This is a genomic window from Actinomyces sp. zg328 (assembly GCF_009829635.1).
Classification (GTDB): domain Bacteria; phylum Actinomycetota; class Actinomycetes; order Actinomycetales; family Actinomycetaceae; genus Actinomyces; species Actinomyces marmotae.
In genome coordinates, this window is sequence record NZ_VWPE01000005.1 from 85,720 (window position 1) to 105,950 (window position 20,231).

The window sequence follows — 20,231 nt, forward strand, 5'->3', positions numbered from 1 at the left end:
CGGCCCAACGGGCCGCTCAGCGGCAAGGACGCGCGGCAGGGAAAGGAGAACCGCCCGTGCATGTCATCCTCGACAATCTCGGCCTGATCGGTGAGGGACTGAGGACCACCCTCATCATCTCGCTTCTCGCCTACGCGGGGGCGCTCGCCGTGGGCACGATGATCGCCATCTTCCGGGTCGGCCCGATCCCTCCCCTGCGAGCGCTCGGCGCGGCCTGGGTGGCCGTGGCCTGCAACATCCCCACGCTGTGCCTCATGATCCTCGCCGCCTTCGCGGCCCCGCGCGCGGGGGTGCCCATCAGCCTCTTCTGGGCGGCCGTGCTCGCCATCGTCTTTTCCGCCTCGGGGTTCGTCTGCGAGGCCGTGCGCAGCGGGATCAACTCCGTCCCGCGCGGGCAGATTGAGGCGGCCCGCGCCCTGGGGATGCGCTTCGGGGCGATCATCGGCCAGGTGGTCCTTCCCCAGGCCCTCGCCCGAGTCATCCAACCTCTGGTCAACATCTTCATCTCCTGCCTCATCGGCTCCTCCCTCACCGCGGCCATCGGGGTCAGAGAGCTCACCAGCGTCACCCAGCAGCTCAACCTGTTGTACGCCGAGGCCGTCGTCTGCTTCCTGGTCTCCGGGCTCATCTACCTGGCCCTGGCCTTCGCGGCCACGCGCCTCGGCCACGCCCTGGAGCGCCGCCTGGAGAACTCGCGGGGGGCGTCCGCATGAGCGCTCTCACCGCCATCACCGGCAGCCTCACGGACAGGGCGCCCGACTCCCGGCGGGGGCGCGCGGCCGGGGACGCCGCCCTCCTCTTCGACACCCCCGGCCCACGAGGCCGGGCCAGGATCCTGCTCGCCTCACTGGCGGTGACCGCCCTCGTGATCGCGCTCGTCGCCGTCGGTATCCACCACCTCTCGGGCGCCGGGCAGCTCGACTACGCGAAATGGCGCTACTTCCTGGGCGAGTCGATCGTCAGCTATCTGGGCCTGGCGGTCCTCGACACCCTGCGGGCCGCCGCCGTCTCAGCGCTCCTGTCCTTCCCGATCGGCATCGCGCTGGGCTGGGCGCGGATGGCCCGCTCCACGGCGCTGCGCGGCGCCGTCGGCCTGTGGATCGACGCGATGCGCGCCATCCCCATGCTGCTCCTCGTTTACTTCTTCCTCCTGGCCGTGCCCCACTGGGGCCCCACCCTGCCAGCGATGTGGATGCTCGTGGTCCCCATCGTCATGTGCACATCCGCGACGACGGCGGAGGTCTTCCGCTCCGGCGTGCGCTCCCTGGACGCCGGCCAGTCCGAGGCGGCGGCCGCCCTGGGGCTCAGTTCGGGGCAGACGATGCGGCTCGTCCTCGCCCCCCAGGCCCTGCGGCTCATGCTGCCCACCCTGATCACCCAGATGGTGACGATCCTCAAGGACACGTCGCTGGGGTACGTGGTGGCCTACGGCGAACTCATGTACGCCACCAAGGTGCTCACCAACGCCGCGGGCTTCGACATCTACCTGCCCGCCTACGTCGTCGTTGCCCTCATCTACGTGGTCATCAACTGGGCGCTGTCCGCCGCCGCGCGCCGCATCGAGGCCCGTAGCCGCTGACCGCCCGCAGCCCCCGAGCGCGCTGGGGAGGGGCTGGCGCTCACGCCCCCTGGGCGGGCCCCGGCTCGGGGGCCGCCTCATCGTTGGCGGACCAGAAGGCCGTGAGCGCCTCCAGCAGCGCTGAGGGATTCTCCAGTTGGGCGGAATGGGCGGCGTCGGGGATGAGCGTGAAGGACGCGCCGAGCCTCTTAGCCCAGGGCTCGTACCACTGCACTGGCCACATCGTGTCATTCGCGCCGACGACGACGTTCAGCGGCAGCCCGGTGGCGCGCAGTGGCTCGGTCATGTCGGGGAAGCGCGCCACGATCTTCGCGATCCCCCTCAGGCCGGCCATGGGGGTGGCCAGGGCCCGCAGGCGCAGCACCTCCAGATGCGAGTTCCCCTGGGGCTCCTTGGGCATCCTGGGGTGGATGAGGCGGTGCGCGATCCTCGCGCCGAGAGGGCCGTACAGCAGGCGCATCCCGTGCATCATCCACATGCGGGGCCCGGGCTTGGGGCCCGAGGAGAAGATCGTGAGGGTGCGGAAGAGCGTCGGGTCGGCGATGGCCGTCGCCCGGGCGATGATCCCGCCGAAGCTGTGCCCCACGAGGTGCACCGGGACGTCCTGGGCCCCGAAGGACCTGGCGACGGCGAGGGCGTCCTCCACGTAGTTCTCGATCCGGTACTCGCGGGTGCGCTTGGGGGCCGCCGAGTCCGCCTGGCCGCGCTGGGAGTACGCCAGGGCGGTGTAGCCGGCGTCCTGGACCATGGGCAGGAAGGAGGAGAAGTCCTCCTTCGAGCCGGTGAAGCCGGGGATGAACAGCGCGCGCACGGGCTCGGCGCCGCCCTCCCCGGCGGGGGCCGCCTGGGCGAGAGTCGCGGTGAGCCCGCCCGCCGGCGCGGGGATGGCCAGTATCCGCAGGTCTTCGTCGAGGGGCTCCGGTCCGAAGGGGGCGTGCGGGACCGCACCAACGATAGGCGTCAGCATGCGCAAGAGCCTACCGGCCGTGGCATTCGGAGTCGTGCAAGACGGGTCCCAGGGTCCGGCGGGGCTCGGGGGCGGGACGGATTCGTCCCCGTCGGGCCGGGGCACTACCCTGGGCCCAGCACCAGCGGCCACGCCGTCGGGCGCGCTCGCGCGCGATCCCGGCACTCCGGGCGGCGCCGCACCGCACTGGACCTTTCGAGGAAGGCGCCCGCATATGAATGACGCAGCCGCCGCGACCGGCGCACTGTCCCCACTCGACGCCGACGGCATCAGCGCCGTCGTCGAGCAGGGCCTCGCGGCCATCGCCGCCGCCGACTCCCTGCCGGCGCTCAAGGAGGCGCGACTGGCCTACACCGGCGACGCCTCCGCGCTCGTGGCCGCCAACCGCTCCATCGGCGCCCTGCCCAAGGAGGACAAGCCCACCGCCGGCAAGCTGCTCGGCGCCGCCCGGGGCCGGCTGAGCGCCGCCCTCGCCGCGCGGACTGCGGAGCTCGAGGCCGCCGCAGAGGCGGACATGCTCGCCACCGAGGCCGTTGACGTCACCATCCCCACCGGCCGCGTCCCCGCAGGCGCCCGCCACCCGTTGGACGTCCTCATGGATGAGGTCTCCGACTTCTTCGCCGCCATGGGCTGGGCCATCGCCGAGGGGCCGGAGGTTGAGCACGAGTGGTTCGACTTCGACGCCCTCAACTTCGACGCCGACCACCCGGCCCGCCAGATGCAGGACACCTTCTACATCGACGGCGCCTCCGTGGGCGCCGCCCCCGGCGAGCCCTCGAACCTCGTCATGCGCACCCACACCTCCCCGGTGCAGGCCCATGTCATGCTCGCCTCCGATCCCCCCATCTATGTCGCGTGCCCCGGCAAGGTCTTCCGCTCCGACGAGCTCGACGCCACCCACACCCCCGTCTTCCACCAGGTCGAGGGCCTGGCCGTGGACAAGGGCCTGACCATGGCCCACCTCAAGGGAACCCTCGACCACTTCGCCCGCGCCATGTTCGGCCCCGAGGCCCGCACGCGCCTGCGCCCCTCCTTCTTCCCCTTCACCGAGCCCAGCGCCGAGATGGACCTGTGGTTCCCGCAGAAGAAGGGCGGGCCCGGCTGGATCGAGTGGGGCGGCTGCGGCATGGTCAACCCCAATGTGCTCATTGCCTGCGGTATCGACCCTGAGGTCTACACCGGCTTCGCCTTCGGCATGGGCCTGGAGCGCACCCTCATGCTGCGCCACGGCATCGCCGACATGCATGACATCGTCGAGGGGGACATCCGCTTCTCCCAGCAGTTCGGAACCACTGGAAAGGGCCACTGACATGCCGTACGTCCCCCTGGAGTGGCTGCGCGAGCACGTCGACGCCCCCACCTCCACCACCGCCGAGGAGCTCGCCTCAGCCCTCGTGCGCGTCGGCCTGGAGGAGGAGCGGATCGTTCCCCCCGCCATCACCGGCCCTCTCGTCGTCGGCAAGGTCCTCACCCGCGAGGCCAAGGAGCAGTCCAACGGCAAGGTCATCAACTACTGCCGCGTGGACGTCGGCCCCGAGCACAATGACGCCCCCGGCACCGGCAAGGAGCCCAGCGACCTGCCCAGCCGCGGTATTGTCTGCGGCGCCCACAACTTCGAGGCCGGGGACACGGTGGTGGTCTCCCTGCCCGGGGCCGTCCTGCCCGGGGGCTTCGCCATCGCCGCCCGCAAGACCTACGGCCACGTCTCCGACGGCATGATCTGCTCCGCCCGGGAGCTGGGCATCGGGGAGGACCACTCCGGCATCATCGTCCTGGACCAGTGGCTCGCCGCCCACGGGCACGACGGCGAGGAGCTGCCCGCGCCGGGCACCAACGCCCTGCCCCTGCTCGGCCTGGGGGAGGAGGTCCTGGAGATCAACATCACCCCGGACCGCGGCTACTGCTTCTCCATGCGCGGAGTCGCCCGCGAGTACTCCCACTCCACCGGCGCCCGCTTCACCGATCCCGCCGACGGCGCCAACACCGGCCTGTTCCCCGTGGGTGTGGCCGATGCCTCCACCAGCGCCGGCGAGGGCTTCCCCGTCCTCATCGCCGAGGACCCCGCCCCCATTCACGGCCGCCCCGGCTGCGACCGCTACGTGGCCCGCCTCGTGCGCGGCATCGACCCCACGGCCCAGTCCCCGAAGTGGATGGCCGACCGCCTCACCGCCGCCGGCATGCGCCCCATCAGCCTGGCCGTTGACGTGACCAACTACGTCATGCTCGACCTGGGACAGCCCCTCCACGCCTTCGACGCCGACAAGCTCGTCGCCCCGATTGTCGTGCGCCGCGCCCGGCCGGGGGAGTCCCTCACCTTCCTCGATGAGGTCACCCGCGCCCTTGACCTCGAGGACCTGGTCATCTCCGACTCCGACGGCGGACAGGGCGCGCGCCCCCTCGTCCTGGCCGGGGTCTTCGGCGGCGCCGACACCGAGGTCAGCGACTCCACGCGCAACGTGCTCATCGAGGCCGCCCACTTCGACGCCGTCTCCATCGCCCGTTCCTCGCGGCGCCACAAGCTGCCCACCGAGTCCTCCAAGCGCAACGAGCGTGGCGTGGACACGGCCCTGGCCGCCGTCGCCGCCCAGAGGGCCGTGGACCTGCTCGTCGAGTACGGCGGCGGCAGCGCCGAGCCCGTGGCCACCGACATCGACCGCACCAGCGCGCCCGAGCCGATCGTCATCCGCGCCGACGCCGCCGAGCGGCTCACGGGCGTGGCCTACGGCACCGCGCGGGTCACCGAGTTGCTTGAGATGATCGGCTGTGCCGTCGCCCCCGCGGGCACCGACGGCGCCGGCCGCGAGCTCCTCGCCGTCACGCGGCCCACCTGGCGCCCCGACCTCGTGGGCGCCGCCCACTTCGCCGAGGAGGTCGCCCGTCTCGACGGCTACGACGCGATCCCCACGATCGTGCCCACTGCGCCCGCCGGGCTGGGCCTGACCCCCCGGCAGAAGGCGCGGCGCGACGCCGTCGCCGCTCTCGCGCGCGCCGGCCTGACCCAGGTCCTGTCCTACCCCTTCATCGGCGATGCCCACGACCGCCTCGGAATCCCCGCGGATGACCCGCGCCGCCGGGCGGCCCGGCTGGTCAACCCGCTGGCCGAGGACGCCCCCGCGCTGCGCATCTCCATCCTCGACACCCTCGTGGACACCGCCCGCCGCAACATCTCCCGCGGCCTGCCCGACGTCGCCGTCTTCGAGGTCGGGGCCGTCACCCGTCCGGCGGGGACCGTGCCCGCGCCGATCATCGGCGTGGACCGGCGCCCCACCGACGATGAGCTCGCCGCCCTCGAGGCCGGCATCCCCGCCCAGCCGCTCCACATCGGCGTTGTCCTGGCGGGGGATCGTGAGCGCGCCGGCGTGCTCGGCCCCGCCCGCCCCTGGGACTGGGCCGACGCCGTGGAGACCGCGCGCGCCGTCGCCCACGCCGTGGGCCTGGGCGTGGAGGCCGCCGCGCCCGCCGCTCCCGTCGCCCCCTGGCACCCCGGGCGCGTCGCCGAGCTCCGCCTGCCGGCGACCAGGGCCGGCCGGGAGGTCATCCCCGGCCAGGTCGTCGCGCACGCCGGCGAACTGCACCCTCGGGTGGCGCGCGCCCTCGGCCTGCCCGAGCGCTCCTGCGCCGTGGAGATCGACCTCGACGCCCTCCTCGACGCCGCCGAGGGCCGGGGCGTCCCCCAGATGGGCTCGATCTCGACCTTCCCGGCCGCCAAGGAGGACATCGCGCTGGTCGTCGACGAATCCGTCACCGCCTCCCAGGTGGAGGCGCTCATCCGCGCCACCGCCAAGGACCTGGCCGAGGACGTGCGCCTCTTCGACGTCTTCCGCGGCGAGCAGCTGGGCCAGGGGCGCAAGTCGCTCGCCTTCTCCCTGCGCCTGCGCGCCGCCGACCGCACTCTGACGGCCGAGGACACCGCCGGCCTCCGCAAGCGGATCGTCAAGCGCGCCGCCAAGACCCTGGGGGCCGAGTTGCGCGCCTGAGGCCCTGCGAATTCAGGGCCTGGAGTCCCAGCGTGATCCTGGTCTTCGTGCTTGACTTTCCGTCATGACGATCCTCCTGACTTCCTCGTCCCGCCACGGCACCACTGACTCGATCGCCGGCGTCATCGCCCAGCGCCTGCGCGAGGCGGGCTTTGACGTCGATGAGGCTCGCCCTGAGGAGGTGACCAGCGTCGAGGGGTATGACGCCTTCGTGCTGGGCAGTGCGATCTACATGACGCGCTGGACCGAGCAGGCCACCGACTTCACGCGCCGCTTCCGCGAGGAGCTCTCCGCCCATCCCGTGTGGGCCTTCTCCGTGGGCCTGTCGGGAGTGGACAAGGGCGGGGTGAGCGATCCGCTGCGCATCGGGCCTGTGCTCCTGTCCCTCAACGCGCGCGAGCACGTGACCTTCTCCGGGCGCTTGGACCCGGCTCAACTCAACCTCCGCGAGCGCACCATCGCCAGGATGGGCGGCGCCTCCGAGGGCGACTTCCGCGACTGGGGAGCCGTGCGCGCCTTCGCCGACTCCATCGCCTCCTGCCTGCGCGGCCGGCCCTGAGGGAGCCCGGCTCCGTGAGGCCCCGGCCTCGCCGTGTGCATGTCTATGCAATGGCGTGTATGGTTCACGTATGACGTGGACAGCAGCGGTCGCGGGCGCGACCGGATATGCCGGAGGCGAGGTCCTCAGGCTTCTCGCCGCGCACCCCGAGATCGAGATCGGCGCTGTGACGGCCAACTCCTCGGCCGGGGCGCGTCTCGGGCAGATCCACCCCCACCTGCCCGAGTTGGCGATGCGGGAGGTCGAGCCCACCGAGGCCGGGCGCCTGGCCGAGCATGACGTCGTCATCCTCGCTCTCCCGCATGGGGCCTCCGGGCGGGTCACCGCCGCCATTGAGGATGCCGCTCGGTCCTCGGGGCGCTCCCCGATCCTCCTCGACTGCGGCGCCGACCACCGCCTCACCTCGGCCGCGGCCTGGGAGCACTACTACGGCGGTCCCTTCGCTGAGCCCTGGGCTTACGGCATGCCCGAGCTCCTCCACGCCGGCGAGACCAGCCCAACCGCCCAGCGTGCCGCGCTGAGCGCCGCCACGCGCATCGCCGTCCCCGGATGCAACGTCACCGCCGTCACCCTCGCCGCCCAGCCCGGCGCCGCGGCCGGCCTCATCGACACCTCCTCGCTCACCGCGGTCCTCGCGGTCGGCTACTCCGGGGCGGGAAAGTCCCTCAAGCCCCATCTCACCGCCGCTGAGGCCCTCGGCTCCGCCCAGGCCTACGCCGTGGGCGGCACCCACCGCCACATCCCGGAGATCGTCCAGAACCTCCAGGTCGCGGGCCTTCCTGCGGGAACCACGCGCCTGTCCTTCACCCCGGTGCTCGTGCCCATGAGCCGGGGGATCCTCGCCACGGTCATCGCCCCCCTGACCGCGCTCGCGCTCGGCGCCGACGACCCCCAGGCCCGCCTGCGCGAGACCTGGATCGACGCCTACGGCTCAGGCGGCGACGGCGAGGCCCTCATCGACGTCCTGCCCGAGGGCGCGTGGCCCACCACCGGCTCCGTCCTCGGCTCCGGCCTGGCCCATGTGCAGGTCGCCGTCGACGCCGCGGCCGGGGTGGCGACGATGATGTGCGCCATCGACAACCTCGGCAAGGGGACCGCCTCTGCTGCCATCCAGTCCCTCAACCTCGCCCTGGGCCTGCCTGAGACCACGGGCGTCATCATGTCAGGAGTAGCGCCGTGAGCATCACAGCCGCCAAAGGATTCCGCGCCGCGGGAGTCACGGCCGGGCTCAAGGCCTCGGGGAATCCCGACCTCGCCCTCGTCGTCAATGACGGCCCGCTGGCGGTCGCCGCCGGGGTGTTCACCACTAATCGGGTGGTCGCCGCGCCCGTGACCTGGTCCCGCCAGGCCCTGGCCGCCGGCCCCGCGGCGCGCGCCGTCGTTCTCAACTCCGGCTCCGCCAACGCCTGCACCGGCGAGCACGGGGCCGCCGATGCCGCCGCCACCGCCGCCCACGTGGCGGGGCTCCTCGGCTGCGAGCCCACTGACGTCCTCGTGTGCTCCACCGGCGTCATCGGCGAGCCCATCGACATGGGCTCCCTGCTCCCCGGCGTGGACGCCGCGCTCGCCGCGCTGGCCGCCACGCCCGAGGCCGGCCACGAGGCCGCCGTCGCCATCATGACCACCGACACCGTCCCCAAGGAGGCCGCGGCCGTCCGCGACGGATGGGCTATCGGCGGCATGATCAAGGGCGTGGGCATGCTCGCGCCCGGGCTGGCGACCATGCTCTGCGTGCTCACCACCGACGCCGTCGTCGAGCCCGGCGCCGCCCAGGCCGCCCTGGCCTGCGCCGCCGCGCGCACCGTCAACCGCATCAACTCCGATGGCTGCATGTCCACCAACGACACCGTCCTCCTCCTGGCCTCTGGGGCCTCCGGGATCACCCCGACGGATGCCGAGCTGGCCGATGCCGTCCACGAGGTCCTGGGTGCGCTGGGCCGCAGGCTCGTCGCCGACGCCGAGGGCGCCACTCACGACATCGCCATCACCGTGCTGGGCGCGGCCAGCGAGGAGGCGGCCGAGGCCGCGGCCCGCGCCGTCTCGGTCTCCAACCTGCTCAAATGCGCCATCGCCGGTGAGGACCCCAACTGGGGGCGCGTCCTGTCACAGCTCGGGACCGTTCCCGAGGAGGCCTGCCCCTTCAACCCTGATGAGGTGGACGTGACCATCAACGGCGTCACCGTCTTTCGCCATGGCGGCCCGGGCGAGCCCCGGGACTCCGTGGACATGCGCCCCCGGGAGACCCGGATCGACATCGACCTGGGGGCGGGATCGGCCCGGGCGACCGTCTGGACCAATGACCTCACTCACGGCTATGTCACCATCAACGCCGACTACACCACCTGAGCATTCGCGATGAGCATCGAGACATCCCAGATCAGCCCCCAAATTAAGGCCGAGGTCCTCCTTGAGGCCGTGCCATGGCTGCGCAGCTACAAGGGCGCCACCATGGTCATCAAGTACGGCGGCAACGCCATGATCGACGAGGGCCTCAAACGGGCCTTTGCCCAGGACATCCTCTTCCTCCACCAGGTCGGCGTGCGGCCCGTCGTCGTCCACGGCGGCGGCCCCCAGATCAACGAGATGCTGGGCCGCCTCGGCATCGAGTCGGAGTTCCGCGGCGGGCTGCGCGTGACCACCCCGGAGGTCATGGACGTGGTCCGCATGGTGCTCACCGGCTCGGTCCAGCGCGAGCTCGTCTCCCTGCTCAACGTCGACGGGTCCGCCGCCGTGGGCATCTCCGGGGAGGACGGCGGCCTGCTGCGCGCCAGCCAGCGCTCCGCCACCGTCGACGGGGCCAGCGTGGACGTCGGCCTCGTCGGCGACGTCGTCGAGGTCAGCCCCCAGCCGATCATCGACCTGCTCGATCAGGGCCGCATCCCCGTCATCTCCTCCGTGGCTCCGCTGGTCAGCGACTCGGCGACCGTCCTCAATGTCAACGCGGACACCGCCGCCGCCGCCATCGCCATCGCGCTGAGGGCCCGCTCACTGGTGATGCTCACCGACGTCGAGGGCCTTTACGCCGCTTGGCCGGACCGCTCGTCGCTCGTCCCCTTCATCTCCGCCCGCGCCCTGGAGGCGATGCTCCCCAGCCTCGCCAGCGGCATGATCCCCAAGATGGAGGCCTGCCTGCGGGCCGTGCGCGGGGGAGTGGGGCAGGCCCATGTCATCGACGGGCGCCAGGCGCACTCCATGCTCCTGGAGATCGTCACCGATGAGGGAGTGGGCACCGTCATCCACCCGGGGGACAGCCCCGCGCCACCACTGGACGGAGGGAAACGGCTATGACCGAGACGACCACCACCGCGCCGCGGAGCGCGGGCGGCAACGCCGAATGGCGTGACCGCTATGCCAGCGCCGTCATGAACACCTTCGGCACGCCCTCGCGCGTCCTCGTGCGGGGCAGCGGGACGAGGGTCTGGGATGCCGACGGCGCTGAGTACCTCGACCTGCTCGCGGGCATCGCCGTCAACTGCCTCGGCCACGCCCACCCGGCGGTCATCGAGGCCGTGAGCGCCCAACTGGCCTCACTGGGGCACGTCTCCAATTTCTTCACCACCCCCGCCCAGGTCCGCCTGGCCGAGGAGCTCATCGCCCTGACCCTCCCGGGCGCTGAGCCCGGCGCCTCCCGTGTCTTCCTGGCCAACTCCGGCACCGAGGCCAACGAGGGGGCGCTCAAGATCGCCCGCCGCCACGGAGGCCCCTCCCGGCCCCGCGTCCTCGCCCTCGAGCAGGCCTTCCACGGGCGGACCATGGGCGCGCTCGCCATGACCCACAAGGCCGCCTACCGCGAGCCCTTCGAGCCCCTTCCCGGGGGAATCGAGTTCGTGCCCGCCGGGGACGTGAGCGCCCTGAGGGACGCCATGGGGGCCGATGTCGCGGCCCTCATCGTCGAGCCCATCCAGGGCGAGGCCGGCGTGCGCCCCATGCCCGACGGCTACCTCGAGGCCGCCCGTGACCTGACCCGCGACGCCGGCGCCCTGCTCATCATCGACGAGGTCCAGACCGGCATGGGCCGCGCGGGCGCCTGGATGGCCCACCACCTCCTGGCCCCCGGCGTCGTCCCCGACGTTGTCACCCTGGCCAAGGGCCTGGGCGGTGGGATCCCGATCGGCGCGGTGGTGGCCACCGGCCAGGCGGCCGAACTCCTCGGCCCGGGGCAGCACGGCACCACCTTCGGCGGCAACCCGGTGTCGGCCAGCGCCGCCCTGGCCGTCATCAACACCCTGCGCTCCGAGGGCCTCCTGGCTCGCGCGGCGGACCTGGGCCGCAGGTGGGCGTCGGAGATCGCCCGGGTCCCCGGCGTCGCCTCCACGCGCGGACTGGGACTGCTCATCGGCGTCGCGCTCAACCCCGCGGTCGGGCCCGCCCCGGCCATCGCCGAGGACCTCGCCCGGGCCGGGTTCATCGTCAACGCCCCCGGGCTCGACACCCTGCGCCTGGCGCCGCCCCTCATCCTGTCCGATGAGGACGCCGACGCCTTCACCTCCGAGCTCTCGACCCTCCTCGCCAAGCGCCTGGCGAGCGCCTCCGAGGGCGCCTCGACGACTGCGGGGAGCCATGACTGAGCGCATGAACGATCCCGGCGCGCCCGCGACCAGGGCCGAGCACCTCGCCCAAGCCGTTCCGACGGCGCCGGCCACGAAGGCCGCCAGGCACGCCCTCATCCGTCAGATCCTGGGCCACTCCCAGATCCGATCCCAGGCCGAGCTGCGCGAGGCCCTCGCCGAGCGGAGCGTGAGCACCACCCAGGCCACCCTGTCCCGGGACCTTGTCGAGCTGCGCGCCACGAAGATCCGGACCTGCGACGGCGCGCTCGTCTACTCCGTCCCCGAGGCCGGGGCGCCCGGGCAGCTGCGCTCGGCGCAGGCAGTGGTTGAGGGCGCCGATGAGAACGACCTGGGCCCCTACACGACGCACCGCCTGGCCCGCTGGTGCGCCGACCTGCTGGTGACGGCCGAGTGGTCCGGCGGCCAGCTCGTGCTGCGCACCCCGGCCGCCTCGGCCCAGCTGCTGGCCAGCGCCGTCGATGACTCGATGCTCCCCGGGGTCCTGGGCTGCATCGCCGGGGACGACACCGTCCTGGTCATCACCCGCTCCGAGGAGATCGCGGCCCGCGTGGCCACGCATCTGCTCGCCTTGGCCGACCCATCGGGACGACGCTGACGGCCGATCCCCTCCCCGCCCCCCGAAGGAGCGCCACGCCCTGCCCGGGCGCTCCCTCCAACCGACAGGCCGGCCCGCCGGCACAACCCCTCCTATGGAGATCCCTCATGAACAAGAACACTGATCGCGTCGTCCTGGCCTACTCCGGCGGGCTGGACACCTCAGTCGCCATCGGCTGGATCGGAGAGCAGACCGGCCGAGAGGTGGTCACGGTCTCGGTTGATGTCGGGCAGGGCGGCGAGGACCTCGATGTCATCCGCCAGCGCGCACTCGACTGCGGCGCCGTCGAGGCCTACATCGCCGACGCCCGCGATGAGTTCGCCACCGACTACTGCATGCCGGCGCTCAAGGCCAACGCGCTCTACGAGGGAACCTACCCGCTCGTGTCCGCCCTGTCCCGGCCGGTCATCGCCAAGCACCTCGTGCGCGCCGCCCGCGAGTTCGGCGCCTCGACGGTGGCGCACGGCTGCACCGGAAAGGGCAATGACCAGGTCCGCTTCGAGGTCGCCATCACCTCCATGGCGCCGGACATGGACTGCCTGTCCCCGGTGCGCGACCTCGCCCTGACGCGCGACGTCGCCATCGACTACGCCGAGAAGCACAGCCTGCCCATCGAGACCACCAAGCACAACCCCTTCTCCATCGACCAGAACGTGTGGGGGCGCGCCATCGAGACCGGCTTCCTGGAGGACCTGTGGAACGCCCCGACGAAGGACGTCTACACCTACACCGATGACCCCACCTACCCGCCGCTGCCCGACGAGGTCATCATCACCTTCGAGGAGGGAGTGCCCGTGGCGATCGACGGCGCCGCCGTCACCCCGCTCCAGGCCATCCAGGAGCTCAACCGCAGGGCAGGCGCCCAGGGTATCGGCCGCATCGACATGGTCGAGGACCGCCTCGTGGGCATCAAGTCCCGGGAGATCTACGAGGCGCCCGGCGCCGTCACCCTCATCGAGGCCCACCGGGCCCTGGAGGCCGTCACCCTCGAGCGCCTCCAGCGCCGCTACAAGCGCCAGATCGAGCAGACCTGGGGCGAGCTCGTCTACGAGGCGCAGTGGTACTCGCCGCTCAAGCGCTCCCTTGACGCCTTCATCGAGGACACCCAGCGCTACGTCAGCGGCGACATCCGGATGGTCCTCCATGGCGGGCGCGCCACCGTCAACGGGCGCCGCAGCGAGACCGGGCTCTACGACTTCAACCTGGCCACCTACGACTCGGGCGATACCTTCGACCAGTCCTCATCGCGAGGATTCATTGAGATCTACGGCATGCAGCCCAAGCTCGCCGCCGCTAGGGCCGAGCGCCTCGGCGAGGGCGCGGGCTTCTGATCCCGGTGAGCGCGCGGCCAGTGGCGCGGGGGGGCCACTGGCCGCGCGCGGCCCATCGGGACGCGCTGGAGCGCTATGTGGGGCTAACATCTGAGGAGCTCCGTCGTCCGGCATCGCCCGCGGGAGCGCCGATGGACCAGGACCGACAGACACGGATGACAAGAATGCAGCGTGAGGAGATCGACGCCCCCGCGGGGCGCGCCCAGGGGCGCTCGGTCATCCCCGGCCTCGCCGTGTGGGCCTTCTTCCTGACCTTCTCCGGGCAGGGCATCCGCAACGTCGTGGGCTGGACGCCCTTCGGCATCATCGCGGCGATCAGTGGAATCGCGCTGTACGCGGCCTTCCGCCTCGAGGGGCACCGGATCGTGTGGCGCGCGCTGCCCCGCGCGATATGCGCCTACTGCCTGTGGTGCGTGGCCAGCATCGCCTGGACCCAGTTCCCCGACGAGACCCTTCTCGCCTCCGCCCTCATGGTGGCGACCACCGCGGCCGGCATCCTCCTGGCCTGCGCGCTCTCCTTGCGCCAGCTCACGGTCGCCCTGGGGCGCTCCCTTGAGGCCACGATTGCGCTGAGCCTGGTGCTCGAGGCCTACGTGGCGCTCGTTCTCAAGCACCCTCTCATCCCCCTCTACATGAGGGGATGGGAGAGCGTGCCCATCTCCTACTTCTGGAGCGAGGACCGGCTCCTCCAGGGAGGCCCGATCCAGGGGATCGTCGGCAACCGCAACCCGCTGGCCTTCATCGCCCTGCTCGCCCTCATCTGCGTGGTCGTGAGATGGAGAGACCGGCAGATCAGCCGCTCCCACCTCATCGTGTGGTCCTCGCTCTCGGTGCTCACGCTCGTCCTGACGCGCTCGGCCACGGTGACGGTGGCGGCGGTGATCTGCGCGATCCTCGCCGTGGTGATGTGGTGGCTGCGGCACGTGCCCCGGGAGCAGCGCTACCAGGCGATCCTGCGAACCGCCGCGGCCTGCCTGTTGATCGGCCTGATGGCGCTCCTCTTCCGCCACGACCTGGCCATGCTGCTCAACCGCAGCCCCGACATGTCGGGCCGGGCGATCATCTGGGAGCGCGTCATCGACCTGTGGAAGCAGCACTCCATCCTGGGATGGGGATGGGTCATGTACTGGCAGCCCTGGCTCCCGGTGTTCCAGACGCTCGTCGTCCGCCCCGACGGCACCCCGACCATGAGCGCGCATAACGCCTACCTTGAGGCGCTGTTCCAAACGGGCATCGTCGGATTCGTCCTCATCGTCGCCGTCGTCCTGCTGCTCCTCGTGCGCACCGGACGGCTCGCCCTGGTCTACCTCGATTCCGCGCCCTCGGTGCTGCTGCCGCTCCTCGTCTCCGCCGCGCTGGCGATCCAGGCCCTGACCGAGTCCCGCCTGCTGTCCGAGGGAAACTGGATGGTCGCCTGCGCCATCGGCACGTGGCTGGGCCTGCACCGCCTCACCGTCAAGGAGGCCGAGCGGCCCAGCCGGACCAGGATCGGGGAGGACCCCCTGCCGGTGAATGCGTCATGATGGGGGCATGACGCCTCCGATCGACCGCGCTCCCGACGCCGCAGATGCCGCCCCTTCCAGTAACCCCCCGGAGGGCCGGGGCGCTATCAGCCTGTGGGGCGGGCGCTTCACGGGCGGCCCCGCCCAGGCCCTGGCCGCCCTGAGCGTGTCCACCCACTTCGACTGGCGACTGGCCCGCTACGACATCGCCGGCTCTCGCGCGCACGCCCGCGCGCTGGCGGGCGCGGGCCTGCTCGATGACGACCAGCTCACCGGCATGCTTGAGGCCCTGGACCGCCTTGAGGACGACGTCGTCAGCGGTGCCTTCGCCCCCACCCCGGCGGATGAGGACGTCCACACGGCCCTCGAGCGCGGCCTCATGGAGCGCGCCGGTGGGGACCTCGGCGGGCGCCTGAGGGCGGGCCGCTCGCGCAACGACCAGATCGCCACGCTCATCCGCATGTACCTGCGCGACCAGGCCCGCCACGTCGCCGGACTCACCCTCGACGTCGTCGATGCCCTCGTCGACCAGGCCGCCGCCGCTGGGGAGGCGATCATGCCGGGCCGCACCCACATGCAGCACGCCCAGCCCGTGCTCGTCGCCCACCACCTGCTCGCCCACGCCTGGCCGCTCATGCGCGACGTCGAGCGCCTGGAGGACTGGGACGCCCGCGCCGCGGTGAGCCCCTACGGCTCCGGCGCCCTGGCCGGCAACACGCTGGGGCTGGACCCCGACGCCGTCGCCGCCGACCTCGGCTTCGACGCCTCGGTGGAGAACTCCATCGACGGCACGTCGGCCCGTGACGTCGTGGCGGAGATGACCTTCATCCTGGCGATGACGGCCGTGGACGTCTCGCGCCTGAGCGAGGAGATCATCATCTGGAACACCAAGGAGTTCGGATTCGTCACCCTCGACGACTCCTACTCCACGGGCTCATCGATCATGCCGCAGAAGAAGAACCCGGACGTCGCCGAGCTCGCCCGCGGCAAGGCGGGGCGCCTCATCGGCAACCTCGCCGGCCTTCTCGCCACCCTCAAGGCCCTCCCGCTGGCCTATGACCGCGACCTGCAGGAGGACAAGGAACCGGTCTTCGACGCGCTCGACACCCTCGCGGTGCTCCTTCCTGCGGTTTCCGGCATGGTCGAGACCATGACCCTCAACTACAAGCGCATGGCCGAGCTCGCCCCGCAGGGCTTCTCCCTGGCCACGGACGTGGCCGAGTGGCTGGTGAAGAACGGGGTGCCCTTCCGTGAGGCGCACGAGATCTCGGGGGCCTGCGTGCGCGAGTGCGAGGAGCGCGGCATCGAGCTGTGGGACCTCAGCGATGAGGACTTTGCGGCCGTCGACGCGCGCCTGACCCCGGGCGTGAGGGAGGTCCTGTCTGCCGAGGGCTCGGTGGCGGCGCGTCGCGGGCACGGCGGCACCGCCCCGGTGCGCGTCGTCGAGCAGTTGGCCCGGGCGATCGAGCGCAGTGCCGAGCTGCGGGTCTTCAGCTGGGAGGGCTCGCTCCTGGACGGTCCGGCCGGGCCGGGTGCGGAGCCGGAGGACTGACGGTGGGCGCGGAGCCCGGGCTCCGGCCGCAGGGGGCCGGCCTCGCCGAGGAGACTCGGCGGGTCCTGGCCCTCGACTCCCTGGAGGCGGCCCCGCGGCTCCTGGGGGCGGTCTTGTCCGCCACCGACTCCGAGGGAACCGTCTCGGTGCGCTTGACCGAGGTCGAGGCCTACCGGGGTGAGCGGGACCCCGGCTCCCACGCCTACCGGGGCCTCACCGCCCGCAACGCCTCGATGTTCCGCGCGGGCGGTGTCATCTATGTCTACTTCACCTATGGCATGCACCACTGCGTCAACGTCGTCACCGGGCCCGAGGGCATGTCCCGCGCCGTGCTGCTGCGCGGCGGTGAGGTAGTTGAGGGGCTCGACCTGGCGCGATCACGCCGGTTGACGGCGCGCGCCGACCGGGACCTGGCCCGTGGGCCCGCGCGCCTGTGCCGGTCGCTGGGACTGACTCGCGACGACGACGGCGTCGCACTAGGTGCGCCCGGCTCCCGCGTGAGCCTGACCCTGGCCGGGCCCGGCAATGCTCCGGCGCCGAGCGCTATCCGCATGGGCCCGCGCACGGGCGTGGCCGGTCCCGGGGGAGACGGCCAGGCCTTCCCCTGGCGCTTCTGGATCGACGGGGAGCCCACCGTCTCGCCCTACAAGGCAGCCGCGCCCAGGCGGGCCAGGCGAGGAAGAGCCGCGCAGGGAGGGGCGTGATGCCCGGGGACTACTGGAACCCCAACACGGCCTTACATGATGAGCTTCTCGCCGACGCCATCGGACTGTTCGGGCGCTTCGAGACGGTGATATACGTCACTGTCCTACGCCACCTGCCGCTTAAGGCCGGCCTGGAGCGCCTGGCCGAGATCCGCCGGGCGGCGGCGCAGATCCTCCCGGGGTCACGGGTGTGGCGTCGCTTCTACCGCCGCTACACCCTCGCCTGGGACCGGCCCGGAGGGGGCTCGTGCGCGCCGCCGTCAGGTCGCGTCCCTCTCTGTGACGGCGGGGCCCACTGTCACACGGCATACCAGCGATGTGCTACGTGATGCTACAATCCATTCGTGGGAGCAGCGCGAATCAGTCAACGAGACCTGCGAAACGACAGCGCTGTTGTGCTTCGCCGTGTGGAGGCCGGCGAGGATATGACGGTGACTCGCAGGGGCGTCCCAGTAGCGCGCCTTTCCCCGATCGCCACCGATGGCGACCTGAGATGCGTCAAGCCCGCCGGACGCCGCCACAGGTTCTCCGAATTGCGGCGGGTTCGACTCGAGGAGAGCACTGAGGACCTCCTCGCTGGGATCCGTGACGAGCGATGAAGTGGTACCTCGACACCTCAGCGGCTCTCAAACTCCTTGTGGAGGAGGCGGAGTCGGCGGCACTGGCTCAGATGATCGACGAGCAGAACGCTGATCTTGTCAGTGCCCTCCTGCTCGAGACCGAGCTACGCAGGGCGGCCTCGCGCAACCGCCTTCTCACTCAAGGGGCCGTCACGGAACTCCTCGAAGGGGTCTCGCTCTATGACATGCCGCGTTCTCTCTACACGGAGGCGGGTCTTGTCGGAGGACGCAGTCTGCGCTCGTTGGACGCTCTCCATCTCACCGCGGCGATCCGATGCGGCGCCACGTATCTCATCACCTACGACAAGCGTCTCATCGACTCGGCGCGCGACATGGGGGTTCAGGTGCTGGCGCCGGGCGCGGACCCCCCGCTGGACGGCGATTGAAACGGCTCACGGCGCCCAGCGCGCGCTCCGGGCACGCGGCGGCGCGGGGAAGCGGGCGCCGGACGTGGCAGACTTGCGGCGCCGGGGCCTCTCTCCCCGGACCCGGGCTCCACGGGGCCTTGGGTGTCAACCATGGGAAGGCGACACGATCGTGACCGACGTCCTCGACGAGCTGCAATGGCGGGGCCTCATCGCCCAGCACTCCGACATCGACGCGCTCCGCAGGGCTCTCGACGACGGGCCGCTCACCTTCTACATCGGATTCGACCCGACCGCGGCCTCGCTCCATCACGGCCACCTCGTCGCCGTGAAGGTCATGCGCCACCTCCAACTGGCCGGACACCGCCCGCTGGCCCTCGTGGGCGGTGCCACGGGCCTCATCGGCGACCCGCGTGCCAAGGGCGAGCGCTCCCTGAACACCAAGGAGGTCGTCGCCGAGTGGACGAACTCGCTTAAGGCCCAGCTCGAGCACCTCCTGGACTTCGACGGCGACAACCCCGCCCGCATTGTCAATAACCTCGACTGGACCGCCGAGATCAGCGCCATCGACCTGCTGCGTGACCTTGGCAAGCACTTCCGCATGGGCACGATGCTCGCCAAGGACATCGTCGCCCGTCGCCTGGCCAGCGAGGAGGGTATCTCCTTCACCGAGTTCAGCTACCAGATCCTCCAGGCCAACGACTACCTCGAGCTCTACCGCCGCTACGGCTGCACCCTGGAGCTGGGGGGCAACGACCAGTGGGGCAACATCGTCGGCGGCATGGACCTGATCCACAAGGTCGAGGGCGCGTCCGTCCACGTCATGACGAACCCGCTCATCACGAAGGCCGATGGAACGAAGTTCGGCAAGTCCGAGGGCGGGGCCATCTGGCTGAGCCCAGAGATGCTCAGCCCTTACGCCTTCTACCAGTTCTGGCTCCAGGTCGACGATGCGGATGTCGTGCGCTTCCTCAAGGTCTTCACCTTCCTTAACCGGGAGGAGATCGAGCGCCTGGAGGCGAGCGCCACCGAGAACCCCAAGGCCCGCGAGGCCCAACGGGCGCTCGCCCGAGAGGTCACGCGCTGGGTCCATGGCGAGGAGGCGCTCGCGCGGGCCGAGGCGGCCACGGCGGCGCTCTGGGGCCGAGGCGATCTGGCCGGGATCGACGAGGCCACCATGGCGGCGGCCACCGCGGACCTGCCGAGCTCGGAGCTCATCGTGGGGGAGTCGACGATCGTCGACTTGCTCGTCGGCGCCGGGCTGGAGAAGGGGCGCGGAGCCGCTCGCCGGACGATCGCTGCCGGCGGCGCCTACCTCAACAACGCCAAGGTGACCGATGAGGAGGCTGTGGTGACCGAGGCTGACCTGCTCGCCGGGGGAGTGGTCCTCGTGCGCAAGGGGCGCAGGACGCTCTCAGTGGCGCGCAGTAAGTGACGCGGGGGCTCGCGGTCGCGTGGTCGAAGCCCTCTGATCTGGGAAAAGTCGGTGGCGGTGCCTATGTGGGCACCGTCACCGACTTGTTATTTGACGGCGCGGCGGGCGCTACGTAATCTACTCCTCGGCCAAACGCGGCGCCGGGGTCATCCCGGGGTCGACCGGCCGGAACTGAACAGAGGGGCGCGAGATCGGGATCACCGATCCTCGGTTTGATCCAAAGCGCTCCATTCTGTTAAAGTTCCCTCCGCGCCTTCTTGTGATGGTGGCCCTGTTGTGGGGTTGTTGTTGTGGGGTGGGTGTGTTGTTTGAGAACTCGATAGCGTGTCATGCTTGTTTATGTCTTGTTTTTTGTTTGGCCTGTGCTGCTGCTGTTTTTGGTGGTGGTGTGGGTTGGGCCTGGTCTTTTTTTCTGGGCTTGTATGGAGTGGGCGCGTTCTTGGTTTGCTTTGTTTTTGGTGGGCTTGGGGCGTG

Annotated in this window: 18 protein-coding genes; 17 read left to right on the forward strand and 1 reads right to left on the reverse strand. The window is 71.3% G+C overall.

Annotation, left to right across the window (positions count from 1 at the left end; translation table 11 throughout):
* The first annotated feature begins 56 nt into the window (after positions 1-56).
* Both GVV75_RS04455 and GVV75_RS04460 read left to right on the forward strand, forming a co-directional pair.
* The gene (locus GVV75_RS04455; RefSeq protein ID WP_159523362.1) at positions 57-713 is read left to right on the forward strand and encodes an amino acid ABC transporter permease; all 657 of its coding nucleotides are present in this window, start codon (positions 57-59) and stop codon (positions 711-713) included.
* Positions 710-1,579 (forward strand): amino acid ABC transporter permease, encoded by an 870-nt coding sequence (locus GVV75_RS04460; RefSeq protein WP_159523360.1) that lies wholly within the window; start codon positions 710-712, stop codon positions 1,577-1,579. The genes GVV75_RS04455 and GVV75_RS04460 overlap by 4 nt, the downstream gene beginning before the upstream one ends.
* Before the next feature lie 40 nt (positions 1,580-1,619).
* Here the strand turns inward: GVV75_RS04460 and GVV75_RS04465 are convergent, their stop codons facing one another.
* A complete protein-coding gene (locus tag GVV75_RS04465; RefSeq protein ID WP_159626165.1) occupies positions 1,620-2,546 on the reverse strand; it encodes an alpha/beta fold hydrolase in 927 nt (308 codons plus the stop codon).
* 214 nt (positions 2,547-2,760) lie between these two features.
* Here GVV75_RS04465 and pheS point away from each other — a divergent pair, with 214 nt between their 5' ends.
* The 15 genes from pheS to tyrS all read left to right on the forward strand — a co-directional run bounded on the left by pheS (position 2,761) and on the right by tyrS (position 19,757).
* Entirely contained in the window at positions 2,761-3,855 is a 1,095-nt protein-coding gene (gene pheS, locus GVV75_RS04470; protein WP_159813658.1) for a phenylalanine--tRNA ligase subunit alpha, read from the forward strand.
* Position 3,856: 1 nt separating this feature from the next.
* Positions 3,857-6,523, forward strand: coding sequence for a phenylalanine--tRNA ligase subunit beta (gene pheT, locus GVV75_RS04475; protein ID WP_159813660.1), 2,667 nt, complete (start codon positions 3,857-3,859; stop codon positions 6,521-6,523).
* A gap of 64 nt (positions 6,524-6,587) precedes the next feature.
* Positions 6,588-7,082 carry a flavodoxin domain-containing protein gene (locus GVV75_RS04480; RefSeq protein WP_159813662.1) on the forward strand — a complete coding sequence of 165 codons (495 nt, stop codon included), beginning with the start codon at positions 6,588-6,590 and terminating at the stop codon, positions 7,080-7,082.
* A 70-nt stretch (positions 7,083-7,152) separates the two neighbouring features.
* Positions 7,153-8,262 carry an N-acetyl-gamma-glutamyl-phosphate reductase gene (gene argC / locus GVV75_RS04485; protein WP_159626157.1) on the forward strand — a complete coding sequence of 370 codons (1,110 nt, stop codon included), beginning with the start codon at positions 7,153-7,155 and terminating at the stop codon, positions 8,260-8,262.
* Positions 8,259-9,428 (forward strand): bifunctional glutamate N-acetyltransferase/amino-acid acetyltransferase ArgJ, encoded by a 1,170-nt coding sequence (gene argJ / locus GVV75_RS04490; protein ID WP_159813664.1) that lies wholly within the window; start codon positions 8,259-8,261, stop codon positions 9,426-9,428. Before argC ends, argJ begins: the two co-directional genes overlap by 4 nt.
* A 9-nt stretch (positions 9,429-9,437) precedes the next feature.
* Positions 9,438-10,370: an acetylglutamate kinase gene (gene argB / locus GVV75_RS04495; protein ID WP_159813666.1), complete on the forward strand. Its 933-nt coding sequence runs from the start codon at positions 9,438-9,440 to the stop codon at positions 10,368-10,370.
* Entirely contained in the window at positions 10,367-11,650 is a 1,284-nt protein-coding gene (locus GVV75_RS04500) for an acetylornithine transaminase (protein ID WP_159813668.1), read from the forward strand. The genes argB and GVV75_RS04500 overlap by 4 nt, the downstream gene beginning before the upstream one ends.
* Positions 11,643-12,248: an arginine repressor gene (locus GVV75_RS04505; protein ID WP_236266057.1), complete on the forward strand. Its 606-nt coding sequence runs from the start codon at positions 11,643-11,645 to the stop codon at positions 12,246-12,248. Before GVV75_RS04500 ends, GVV75_RS04505 begins: the two co-directional genes overlap by 8 nt.
* Positions 12,249-12,355: 107 nt before the next feature.
* The gene (locus tag GVV75_RS04510; RefSeq protein WP_159523342.1) at positions 12,356-13,579 is read left to right on the forward strand and encodes an argininosuccinate synthase; all 1,224 of its coding nucleotides are present in this window, start codon (positions 12,356-12,358) and stop codon (positions 13,577-13,579) included.
* A gap of 155 nt (positions 13,580-13,734) precedes the next feature.
* Entirely contained in the window at positions 13,735-15,102 is a 1,368-nt protein-coding gene (locus GVV75_RS04515) for an O-antigen ligase family protein (protein ID WP_236266058.1), read from the forward strand.
* Between the two features lie 7 nt (positions 15,103-15,109).
* Positions 15,110-16,633, forward strand: a complete 1,524-nt coding sequence (argH, locus tag GVV75_RS04520; protein ID WP_236266059.1) for an argininosuccinate lyase — start codon at positions 15,110-15,112, stop codon at positions 16,631-16,633.
* Between the two features lie 65 nt (positions 16,634-16,698).
* Positions 16,699-17,337, forward strand: coding sequence for a DNA-3-methyladenine glycosylase (locus GVV75_RS04525; protein WP_442858383.1), 639 nt, complete (start codon positions 16,699-16,701; stop codon positions 17,335-17,337).
* 344 nt (positions 17,338-17,681) lie between these two features.
* Positions 17,682-17,936, forward strand: coding sequence for a type II toxin-antitoxin system Phd/YefM family antitoxin (locus GVV75_RS10500; RefSeq protein ID WP_159523336.1), 255 nt, complete (start codon positions 17,682-17,684; stop codon positions 17,934-17,936).
* Positions 17,933-18,343, forward strand: coding sequence for a type II toxin-antitoxin system VapC family toxin (locus GVV75_RS04535; protein WP_159718237.1), 411 nt, complete (start codon positions 17,933-17,935; stop codon positions 18,341-18,343). Before GVV75_RS10500 ends, GVV75_RS04535 begins: the two co-directional genes overlap by 4 nt.
* Before the next feature lie 151 nt (positions 18,344-18,494).
* Complete coding sequence (gene tyrS / locus GVV75_RS04540; RefSeq protein WP_159718239.1) at positions 18,495-19,757, forward strand: tyrosine--tRNA ligase; 1,263 nt, start codon at positions 18,495-18,497, stop codon at positions 19,755-19,757.
* Positions 19,758-20,231 lie beyond the last annotated feature (474 nt).